Below are 9,661 nucleotides of genomic sequence, written 5' to 3'. Positions count from 1 at the left end.
CGACGACCGGTGCGCAGCTCAGGCCGTCTTGGCGAACAGCTCGCGGCCGATCAGCATGCGGCGGATCTCGCTGGTGCCGGCGCCGATCTCGTAGAGCTTTGCGTCGCGCAGCAGCCGGCCGGTCGGGTAGTCGTTGATGTAGCCGTTGCCGCCGAGCAGCTGGATCGCATCCAGCGCGCACTGGGTGGCCTTCTCGGCGGCATAGAGGATGGCGCCGGCGGCATCCTCGCGCGTGGTCTCGCCACGGTCGCAGGCTTTCGCCACCGCGTAAACATAGGCGCGCGAGGCGTTCATCGTGGTGTACATGTCGGCGATCTTGCCCTGCACCAGCTGGAACGAGCCGATCGGTTCGCCGAACTGCTTGCGCTCATGGACATAGGGCAGCACGACGTCCATGCAGGCCTGCATGATGCCGATCGGACCGGCCGCCAGCACCGCGCGCTCATAGTCGAGGCCACTCATCAGCACGTTGACGCCGCGGCCGACCTCGCTCAGCACGTTCTCCTCCGGCACCTCGCAATCCTCGAACACCAGCTCGCAGGTGTCGGAGCCGCGCATACCGAGCTTGTCGAGCTTCTGCGCGGTGGAAAATCCCTTCATGCCTTTTTCGATGATGAAGGCGGTCATGCCGCGTGGGCCGGCGTTCGCGTCGGTCTTGGCGTAGACCACCAGCGTCTCGGCGTGCGGACCGTTGGTGATCCACATCTTGTTGCCGTTGAGGATGTAGCGGTCGCCCTTCTTGTCGGCCCGGGTCTTCATCGAGACAACATCCGAGCCGGCGCCGGGCTCCGACATCGCCAGCGACCCGACATGCTCGCCGGAGATCAGCTTCGGCAGATATTTGCGCTTCTGCGCCTCGTTGCCGTTGCGGCGGATCTGGTTGACGCAAAGATTGGAATGCGCGCCATAGGCCAATCCGACCGAGGCGGACGCCCGCGAAATCTCCTCGACTGCGACGCAGTGCTCGAGATAGCCGAGGCCCGAGCCGCCATACTCCTCCTCGACCGTAATGCCGTGCAGGCCGAGCGCGCCGATCTTCGGCCAGAGGTCGCGCGGAAAGCTGTTGGAACGATCGATCTCGGCGGCACGCGGCGCGATCTCGTTGGTCGAGAAATCATGCACCGTCTCGCGGATCGCGTCCGCGGTCTCGCCAAGGTCGAAATTGAAGATTGCCGCCTGGTTCGAGGCCATGATCCCTCCCGTGAGATTCATTCTGCAATTAAACGATCATACGTTTTTTTTATTGGCTTCGCAAGCGACTGTGCTAAGGTTGCCGCATGAAATCCGCAGTTCATTGAATTCACTGGGGTTTCATGCGATAAACATACGGTCGTTCGCTTGTTTCCGGCACCCCCTGGCAAGCCAATACCTCTCCGAGGCCCCGATGGCACGCACGATCGGCTCACATGGCCCCACGACGCTGGAGGCGATCCGCAAGGCCGGCGTGCGCCTGATCTTCGAGCACGGCTACGAGGCCATGAGCCTGCGCCAGCTTGCCGCCGAGGTCGGCATCCAAGCGGGCTCACTCTACAATCATATCTCAACCAAGCAGGACCTGCTGTTCGATCTGGTGCAGGACCATATCAACGATTTGCTGCGCGAGCTTGATCAGGCGCTGGAAGGCAAGGCCGATCCGGTCGAGAGGCTGCGCGCCTTCGTGGCCTTCCACGTCACCTATCACATGACCCGCAAGCGCGAGGTCTTCATCGCCAACTCCGAGCTGCGCAGCCTCGATGCCAAGAACTACGACGCCGTGGTGGCGTTGCGCGGCGCCTATGAGCAGCGGCTCGCGCAGATCCTCACCGACGGGCTGTCGGAGGGCGTGTTCGAGGTCGTCGACATCCAGGTCGCGACCTTCGCGATCCTGGCGCTGTTGACCGGGCTGTGCACCTGGTACCGCCCCGGCGGCCGGCTGACCCGCGACGCCATCATCGCAGCGCACGAGAAGCTGGTGCTGTCGGGCGTTGCGCCGCAGGCCGCGGCCGGCCAGGCGAGCCACGGCAGCAAGGGCCCGCGGACCGCGGTGGCGGGTTCGTGACCGTGACAGAACGCCCACAGCTCGATGACATCGATCTACGGATCCTGTCCGAGCTGCAACGCGACGGCCGGATCAGGATCAACGAGCTCGCCGAGCGGGTCGGCATCACGGCCCCGCCCTGCTTGCGTCGGGTCCGCGCCCTGCGGAGCCGCGGCGTGGTGCAGGCGATCCGCGCCACGCTCGACGAACGGCTGCTCGGCTATGAGGTCACGACCTTCGTCCTGATCCAGCTCGACAGCCAGACCCTGGTTGCGATCGAGGCGTTCGAGGCCGCCGTGGCGGAGGTGCCGCGGTTCCTGCAATGCTGGCGGATCTCGGGCGATGCCGATTTCATGCTGAGATGCGTCGCGCCCAGCGTCGACGACATGCGCCAGCAGCTGCTGCAGTTCGCCGGCCTGCCGAACGTGCGTAAAATTAGAAGCTTCCCGGTGCTCGGCGTTTCCAAGGATGCGCCGCTGCCGATTCCGGGCACCGTCGCCGCGGAAAGCCCGGCGAGCTGATCTGATCGCCGGCCCGGGTTGGTCGAACCAGAGGGTTCGGTCAGTAGGGCCCGACTAGTGGGTCCACGGCTCCCAGCGGCGGAACGCAAAATTGTCCGCATAGGCGATCTGGCGGTGCGCCGAATCCTTCGGCTCGATCACCTGGTAGGCGATGCCCTTGCGCTCGCAATAGGCCACCGCCTCCTCCTTGGTATCGAAGTGCAGCGTGAGCTGCTGCTTCATGTCGGTCGACGAGGTCCAGCCCATCAAGGGCTCCACGGTGCGCGGCTGCTCCGGCTCGTAATCCAGCTGCCACGCTTTGGTCTTGGCACGTCCCGATTGCATCGCGTTTTTGGCGGGCTTAAAAATGCGTGCGGTCATGGATGGTCGGCCCCGTGGGATGTGCAACATGGAAGCGATTTGAAGGAAACCGTCGGGATAGTATAGAGACACCGTTCAACGAACTGATCGGTGATTCCTCGATCTCGGAGGTCGCCTTCGCCGGACCGGTATAGTCATTCTACCGCGCTGTGACAATCTGGCCCCGGGGGCGCTCCGGAGGCTCTCCCTTGGGCCTGCGGGGCCAGATTGTCATGACGCGGTCTTCTCGACAGCATCACCTCGAGGAAGCGGCGCCCCATGGAAATCCACGCTCATTTGCCCGAAAAAGGACGTGACCTCCGGCTCGACCTGTTCCGCGGGATCGCGAACTGGGCGATCTACCTCGATCACATCCCCGACAACATCGTGAACTGGATCACGACGCGCAATTACGGCTTCAGCGACGCCGCGGACCTGTTCGTCTTCATCTCCGGCTACACTGCGTCCTTCGTCTATGCCCGCATGATGCTGGAGCGCGGCTTCATCGTCGGCGCCACAAGGCTGACCAAGCGAGTCTGGCAGCTCTACGTCGCCCACATCATCCTGTTCGTGATCTATATCGCCTCGATCAGCTATCTGGCGCTGCGCTTCGGCGATTCCGAAATCATCAACGAGTTCAACGTCGCCGGCCTCGTCGACAACGCCACCGAGACTCTGCGCCAGGGCCTGTTCCTGAAGTTCAAGCCGGTCAATCTCGACGTCCTGCCGCTCTACATCGTGCTGATGGGGCTGTTTCCGCCGGTGCTGTGGTTCATGCTGCGGCGGCCGAACTGGACCATGCTGGCCTCGCTCGCGCTGTGGCTGGTCTCGCGCCATTTCGGCTGGAACCTGCCCGCCTACCCGGCCGGGACCTGGTACTTCAATCCGTTCGCCTGGCAGGTGCTGTTCGTGTTTGGCTCGTGGTGCGCGATGGGCGGCGCACGCGCCAACATGCACATCATCAACTCGCGCTATACGCTGTGGTTCTGCGTCGCCTATCTGATCTTCGCGCTGATCATGACGATGGCCGGCCGCTTCCCGGACTTAGGCGCGATGTTCCCGGACTGGCTGTATTCGACCTTCAACCCGAACGACAAGACCAACCTCGCGCCCTACCGCTTCCTGCACTTCGTGGTGATCACGGTGCTGGTGATCCGCTTCGTCCCGAAGGACTGGTCGGCGCTGGAGTGGAAGGTGTTCGATCCCCTGATCGTCTGCGGCCAGCAGTCGCTCGCGGTGTTCTGCGTCGGCGTGTTCCTGTCCTTTGTCGGACATTTCGAGCTCTCGATGAGCTCGGGCTCGCTGTTCGCGCAGATCTTCGTCAGCATCTCCGGCATCGCGATCATGACGATCGTGGCCTATTACATCTCGTGGTCGAAGCGGCAGGACAAACCGGTCAAGCCGCCGGCACAGAAACCCGCGGCACCGGCAAAGGCGGCCTGACCCTTATTATTTGAGCATGGCCTTGTCGGAAAACCGCTTCGCACTTTTCCGGGCCATGCTCTAACTTCCGCCGCGGCTGGGATCCTGCGTCGTCGAGGAGACGATGGTGGCGACGTCGCCGAACGTCGTCATCACGGGCGTCACGACCTTGTGCATGGCGGTCTTCGAGACCAGCGTGTCGTGCAGCACGAGGTTGTCGATGCCCGTGGTGAGGAAGCAGCTCACCGCATCCTGCGGCGTCTCGATGATCGGCTCGCCCTTGACGTTGAACGAGGTGTTGATCAGCACCGGCACGCCGGTCAGCGCCTCGAACTCCCTGAGCAGGCGATAGAGCATCGGGTTGGTCTCCTCCCGCACGCTCTGCACCCGCGCCGAGCCGTCGACATGCACGATCGCCGGGATCCTGTCGCGCCACTCCGGCCGTACCGGCTTTGCGATCAACATGTAGGGCGAGTCCTCCTCGCCTTCGAAGATCTCCTTCATGCGCTCGGCCAGCACGATCGGCGCGAACGGACGGAATGCCTGGCGGTGCTTGACGCGGCTGTTGAGGATGTCCTTCATCTCGGCCTTGCGCGGATCGGCGATCAGGCTGCGATTGCCGAGCGCGCGCGGCCCGAATTCGGACGGTCCCTGAAACCAGCCGATCACGCGCTGGTCGGCGAGCAGCCTGGCGGTGTCGCGGCAGATGTTGTCGCTGCGCTTCGCATCGATCTGGATGCGCACCAGGAAGCTTTGCAGCGCGGCCGCCACCTCGGCGTCGCTGTAGCGCCGGCCGACATAGGCATGGTCCATCACGAACGAGCGGCGCTGTTTCAGAATCTCGAGCCAGCCGTAATAGGCGCAGCCGATCGCGATGCCGTCGTCGCCGGCGGCGGGCTGGATCCAGACGTTCTCGAAGCCGGCCTCGCGCGCGATCCGCCCGTTCGCCACACAATTCAGCGCGACGCCGCCGGCGATACAGAGGTTCTTCGCGCCGGTGCTCTCGCGCAGCCAGCGCGCCCGCGCCAGCAGCACGTTCTCGGTGTCGTCCTGCACCCGCCAGGCGATGTCCTCCCAGTGCCGCATCGTCGGGCTCTTGTCCCAGCTGCCGCTGTCGAGCACGAAGGGCTGCTGGTTGTCGGCGCCCCAGAACGGCACGTGCAGTCTGCCGTCCTTCATCTCGAGCAGATGACCGACCTGCTCGCGGCGGCCATAGGGCGCAAGCCCCATCAATTCGCCGCACTTGTTCCAGTCGCCGAACACATAAGTCGAGACGCGGCTGTAAAGCGCGCCGAGACCCGGCATGTTGTAGAACTCGTCCGACAACAGACCGCGCGCCGGCTCCATGAAGACCTTCTTCAGGCATTCGAGCCTGGTGTCGTCGAACCTGTAATAGCTCTCGGACTCGCGGGCGAGCGGCGAGGCCCCATCCTGCGGATAGGACTCCATCGCGTCGGCCTGGTAGCTGCCGACGCCGTCGACGATCATCACGACGCCATCCTTGAACGGCGACACCGCGAACGCGCTGTAGGCATGCGCGAGGTGATGCGAGATCGACACCACCTTGTCGGATTTGGAACGAAACAGCGGATGCTTGATTGCCTCGTTGCGTTCGGCGATCGGCAGGAAGCCCGGCATGTCTTGGTGGAGCATCCGCTCCTCCATCTCCGGCACCGGCAGGATGTAGCTGTTGCGCACCACGAGATCGACGTCGTCGAGCGTGATGCCCTCGGCGGACAGGCAGTAGTCGATGACTTCCTTGTAGAAGCCGGAGGCGTGCTTCTCGCGGGTGATGCGCTCCTTGGAGATCGCGTAGGCGATCGCACCGTCACGCAGCAGGCAGGCGCTCACGTCATGGTCGTAGACGTTGAGACCAAGGACGTAGGTGTGCTGTTTCGGCATGGGCACTCTTCAGGAAGGACTCTCAACGCTCAGAGAACATGATCGTGTCGACTTCAAGTTCGGGACGGCACTTTCCGCGGTTCGCAAATCTCTGCTTCTGCGATGCACAAATCAGATCGGCACCAAGTCGATGCAATGCAAGATGAACAGAATGAACGGCGGATGAACGACAAGATGAGCGCAGCAACCACGTCGTCCTATGCAGGCGGGACTGTAACTTGACCTTACCTTTTGGTCTCAATAGAGTCGTTAAAGCTCGCAAGAACCTTAGTGAAAATATTGTCTTAGCATGCTCGAACCGAATACCGGTCTCGCGCGTCTAAGCGAGACAGCCGGCATCGGTTCAGATGTTTGGAAGTGACTGGAGATCTTCAGAATGACTAAACGCTACAATATCCTGACTCGTTGCCTTGCAGCAGTCGCTTTGTTGTTCGTCTATGTCGCAAGCACCTCTGCCATCCTGGTCGGCGCCACCACGTCGTCTGCGCAAGCGCAATGGCGCGGACGTGGCTATGGCTATCGCGGTGGCTGGGGTCGCGGCCGCGGTTGGGGCTATGGCCGCGGATATTATGGTCGTGGCTATGGCTACTACGGCGGTTACGCCGGTCCCCGTTGCTGGTGGACCCCGCGTGGCGTTCGCGTTTGCCGGTGGTAACAACCGCCGACACAGCCGACACGCAAGCGATATTGAAGATATAAATCAGGTGCGTCGGTTCCGGCGCACCTGATTTACTTTTGGGGGGTGATTCACCCGCTGGGGCTTGGCTCACCTGCGGCACGCAAGAAAGAGCCCCGGGAGACGCCGGGGCTCTAGTCACGGGAGAGAACGCTTCGGAAAATCGGGACGCGAGGAGGAGCCGGCGGCCCGATCACCCAATGCATCTACTGCGTGCATGAGAGCAGATTCGGCCCCCTCAGGCTGTAGCCGTGCCGCAACAACCTGCGGGAATGAACAGCCTGTCCACCGGTTCCCTCGCCCGCCGAAAACCGCCTGAGCCATGGCCTAACCGTCGAGGATGGCAACCGCCCTCGTCCACCCCGCCGACGCGCGCTCGATCTTCACCGGGAAGCACGACACCATGAATCCGGTCGACGGCAGCAGTTCGAGATTGTGCAGCTTCTCGATGTGGCAATAGCCGATGTGCCGCCCGGCCTTGTGGCCTTCCCAGATCAGGCTGGCGTCCCTGGTCTCGGCATATTTCTTCGCGGTGAAGACGAACGGCGCATCCCAGCTCCAGCCGTCGATACCGGTCAGCCGCACGCCGCGCTCGAGCAGATACATCGTCGCCTCATAGCCCATGCCGCAGCCCGAATTGACGTAGTCGGGCTGGCCGTATTTCGCGCCGGCACTGGTGTTGACGACGACGATCTCGAGCGGCGACAGCGTGTGCCCGATACGCTTCAGTTCGGCTTCGACATCGCCGGCAGTCGCAACATAGCCGTCGGGCAGATGCCGGAAGTCGAGCTTCACGCCCGGCTGGAAGCACCATTCCAGCGGTACCTCGTCGATGGTCCATGATCGTTCGCCGCGGTTCATGGTCGGATGGAAATGCCAGGGCGCATCGAGATGCGTGCCGTTATGCGTCGAGAGCGAGACCTGCTCGACGGCCCAGCCCTGCCCGTCAGGCAGATCCGCGGCCTTCAGACCATCGAAGAACTGCAGCATGCGCGGCAGCCCCTGCTGATGGTCGATGTACTGGATGGTCGGGTGGTTGCCGGGCAGATCGGCCGGAACATCGTTCTGCAGGGGAACGGAGATATCGATCAGTCTGCGCGCCATGGTGCCTCCTCGCGGATTGGTCTTGTCAGGCAGGACTACCCTGCCAGCCCGCGCGCGTGATCGGCAAGCCACATCCGCTCGGGATCGCAGCACATGATCTCGAGACTGGACTGCGGCAAGGCGGCGCAACGTTGAACCTATTTCCCGCCGGGGCGACCCATGGGCACTGGGGATTTCAGGGCCCAGTATTCGACGGCGCCGTCTGGACGAAGATATTCCGTCCGGGCGGCGTTGTTGCGTCAGGCAAGACAATCTCTGGCTTCGTGACGCCGGCAATGTTGACCCTTTGATCCCGATCGCTGCCGAGGCAAACGGTGTAGGGTTTCCTTGATCCGGCTGGCCTCGGGTTTGCCCGCGGTTTGGTGTCAATGTCCTTGGGGGACCACAATGCACGAAATGACCGTTCCGGCAGCAGCGCTACGAGACCCAGAGTCGATCGAGGTGCTTCGGGTCTGGATCGCCGAGAAGAGTCTTTGGTGTTCGATCAAGGTCGGGATGTACCGAGAAACGATGAACGTTTCCGAAGAGAAGGCTTGGGGAACAATTCTAGCGGACGCAACCCGGCACATCGCCAACGCACTCGCCAAAGGATACGAAGCAGATGCGTCCATCACGATCGAGCGAATCCGGCAAGCCTTGCTGGACGAGCTTGCTGATCCAACATCCAAAGTATCGGGCGACTTTATCTAGTCCAGTCGTGCTCGCCGTCGCAGTAGCACACGGCTTGGAGCGCTTATCCAACTGAATTGCCCGATAGGGCGTCAATTGATCGCTTCAGAAGGTCGCTGGCGCCTAGTCGCGGCAGCGACGGAATGCTGACGAAAAGTCCAGCAGATTCAAGATGGGATGGTCGGGGCAGCTGGATTCGAACCAACGACCTGCAGTACCCAAAACTGCCGCGCTACCAGGCTGCGCTATACCCCGACATTTCCGAGAAGCCCCGTGGATACACGCTTCAGCCAGCGCCAGCAAGGCATCGGTGCGGGGCTTCGGGCCGCGAAATCGGCGGCGGTTTCTGTCCCGAAATCGCGTCAAGAAACCTAATGACCGCCGAACAGCGGATGACCGACCCGATCGCCGGGCTGGATGCCGTATTTCTGCGCGGTCCCGGCAATCACCTCGAGGACGCCCTTGGCGAGCCCCCGCGACGGAATGATCTTGGTCGACAGCGGCTCGGTGTTCTCGGCGATCCGCAGGATGCGCCCGTCGGCGCGGATGAAGATCATGTCGAGCGATATGTAGGTGTTCTTCATCCACATCGACACTTCCTGTTCCGGCGTGAAGTCGAACAGCATGCCTTTGCCGTCCGCGAGCTCCTTCCGGTACATCAAGCCGGTCTCCTTCTCCTGCTCGGTGGTCGCCATTTCGACGGAGAAGACGTGCACGCCCGATTTGGTGACGATCTCGAGCGGCTGGACGCTGGCGGCCTGCGCGGCCGGGGTCAGCAGCGCGCCGAACATCATGACGAGGGAGGCCACCAGCCACGGTCGAAGCCGCCCAACCATGCGATCGAAATTCATCGACAAATACTCACACCGGGGAAGATTTTCCGGCGGACCCTAACCCGATGATTGCGGCAAATGCCAGAGCCCTGGAGGCTCGCCGGCGGCTCACGTTTCCGTCAGGGCGGACGACCGTTGTATTGGGCATGATCCTTTCGGAAAACCGCTCGGCACTTTT

General features: G+C 62.5%; 10 protein-coding genes and 1 tRNA gene. 5 read left to right on the top strand and 6 right to left on the bottom strand.

Going from position 1 to position 9,661, the window contains the following annotated elements:
* Positions 1-18: 18 nt before the first annotated feature.
* Positions 19-1,191, bottom strand: coding sequence for an isovaleryl-CoA dehydrogenase (locus tag AC628_RS07540; RefSeq protein ID WP_074126098.1), 1,173 nt, complete (start codon positions 1,189-1,191; stop codon positions 19-21).
* A gap of 193 nt (positions 1,192-1,384) precedes the next feature.
* On the opposite strand from AC628_RS07540, the gene AC628_RS07535 reads away from it, so the two are divergent.
* Both AC628_RS07535 and AC628_RS07530 read left to right on the top strand, forming a co-directional pair.
* On the top strand, positions 1,385-2,038 hold the full coding sequence (locus AC628_RS07535) for a TetR/AcrR family transcriptional regulator (protein WP_074126097.1): 654 nt from the start codon (positions 1,385-1,387) through the stop codon (positions 2,036-2,038).
* A 2-nt stretch (positions 2,039-2,040) separates the two neighbouring features.
* Positions 2,041-2,538, top strand: coding sequence for an Lrp/AsnC family transcriptional regulator (locus AC628_RS07530; RefSeq protein ID WP_074126149.1), 498 nt, complete (start codon positions 2,041-2,043; stop codon positions 2,536-2,538).
* Between the two features lie 54 nt (positions 2,539-2,592).
* Here AC628_RS07530 and AC628_RS07525 read toward each other — a convergent pair whose 3' ends face one another.
* The gene (locus AC628_RS07525; RefSeq protein ID WP_074126096.1) at positions 2,593-2,898 is read right to left on the bottom strand and encodes an ETC complex I subunit; all 306 of its coding nucleotides are present in this window, start codon (positions 2,896-2,898) and stop codon (positions 2,593-2,595) included.
* A gap of 258 nt (positions 2,899-3,156) precedes the next feature.
* Between AC628_RS07525 and AC628_RS07520 the strand changes: the two genes are divergently transcribed.
* Complete coding sequence (locus AC628_RS07520) at positions 3,157-4,320, top strand: OpgC domain-containing protein (protein ID WP_074126095.1); 1,164 nt, start codon at positions 3,157-3,159, stop codon at positions 4,318-4,320.
* A 60-nt stretch (positions 4,321-4,380) separates the two neighbouring features.
* Here AC628_RS07520 and AC628_RS07515 read toward each other — a convergent pair whose 3' ends face one another.
* Positions 4,381-6,201 (bottom strand): carbamoyltransferase family protein, encoded by a 1,821-nt coding sequence (locus AC628_RS07515; protein WP_074126094.1) that lies wholly within the window; start codon positions 6,199-6,201, stop codon positions 4,381-4,383.
* Between the two features lie 376 nt (positions 6,202-6,577).
* Here AC628_RS07515 and AC628_RS07510 point away from each other — a divergent pair, with 376 nt between their 5' ends.
* On the top strand, positions 6,578-6,856 hold the full coding sequence (locus AC628_RS07510) for a hypothetical protein (RefSeq protein ID WP_074126093.1): 279 nt from the start codon (positions 6,578-6,580) through the stop codon (positions 6,854-6,856).
* Positions 6,857-7,204: 348 nt separating this feature from the next.
* Here AC628_RS07510 and AC628_RS07505 read toward each other — a convergent pair whose 3' ends face one another.
* Positions 7,205-7,981, bottom strand: a complete 777-nt coding sequence (locus AC628_RS07505) for a cyclase family protein (RefSeq protein ID WP_074126092.1) — start codon at positions 7,979-7,981, stop codon at positions 7,205-7,207.
* Between the two features lie 387 nt (positions 7,982-8,368).
* On the opposite strand from AC628_RS07505, the gene AC628_RS07500 reads away from it, so the two are divergent.
* Entirely contained in the window at positions 8,369-8,671 is a 303-nt protein-coding gene (locus AC628_RS07500; protein ID WP_074126091.1) for a DUF5076 domain-containing protein, read from the top strand.
* A gap of 157 nt (positions 8,672-8,828) precedes the next feature.
* Here AC628_RS07500 and AC628_RS07495 read toward each other — a convergent pair.
* Both AC628_RS07495 and AC628_RS07490 read right to left on the bottom strand, forming a co-directional pair.
* Positions 8,829-8,905, bottom strand: a tRNA-Pro gene (locus AC628_RS07495).
* Between the two features lie 116 nt (positions 8,906-9,021).
* Positions 9,022-9,501, bottom strand: a complete 480-nt coding sequence (locus AC628_RS07490) for a DUF192 domain-containing protein (RefSeq protein WP_074126090.1) — start codon at positions 9,499-9,501, stop codon at positions 9,022-9,024.
* Positions 9,502-9,661 lie beyond the last annotated feature (160 nt).

The organism is Bradyrhizobium sp. NAS96.2, from assembly GCF_001908235.1.
In the GTDB taxonomy this organism is placed as follows: domain Bacteria; phylum Pseudomonadota; class Alphaproteobacteria; order Rhizobiales; family Xanthobacteraceae; genus Bradyrhizobium.
This window is presented reverse-complemented; position numbering and strand designations above follow the sequence as displayed.